At 41.3% G+C, this 610-nt stretch carries 1 protein-coding gene; it reads right to left on the bottom strand.

Features of this window, described 5'->3' with window-relative positions; translation table 11 throughout:
• Positions 1-560: hypothetical protein (locus tag A3739_RS27065; RefSeq protein WP_197472628.1), on the bottom strand; the 560-nt coding region annotated here is incomplete at its 3' end.
• Positions 561-610 lie beyond the last annotated feature (50 nt).

The raw sequence follows: 610 nt of genomic DNA, 5'->3' as shown, positions 1-610 counted from the left end.
TCATTGATCAGCCCACCAGTATCTGAATCTCTAGGAAGCGAGAACACGACCTCTAACTCGTCAAAATTAGATATTCCATCCTGATCAAAGTCTTCCATTGCGTCAGAAACATTATTCAAATCACTATCGATTGACTTAGGATCAGTCAGTGTGAGGTACACCTCATAACCATCACGCAGACCATCACCGTCGCTATCACGGCTAAATGGTTGCAAACCAAGCTGAACTTCTTTTCCATCCTCTAGCAAATCATTATCTGTATCTTCGAAACCAGGGTTGGTGTTCAAACCAAATTCTTCTAAATCAGATAAATCGTCACCATCAGAATCACACTTTAATGGATCCATAAATCCATTTGGTGGGTTAGTTAAATCAAATCCAAGCTCTAACAAATCATCATTAGAGTATGTGTACTCAAATTCCCACTCTTCTAGGTCAGTCAATCCATCTCCGTCTGAGTCTGTTTTAGTAGGATCTGAGAAAAATCCTCGCACGATAGCTTGCGCATCGAGACCAAACTCAAAATAATCGCTCAGGCCATCGCCATCGGTATCAGCCAAATCGCCACGCGTTTTGATTGAAGTTAGAGTAGTATTGCTATTACACTCGA

Source organism: Oleiphilus sp. HI0067, from assembly GCF_001635735.1.
This window is presented reverse-complemented; position numbering and strand designations above follow the sequence as displayed.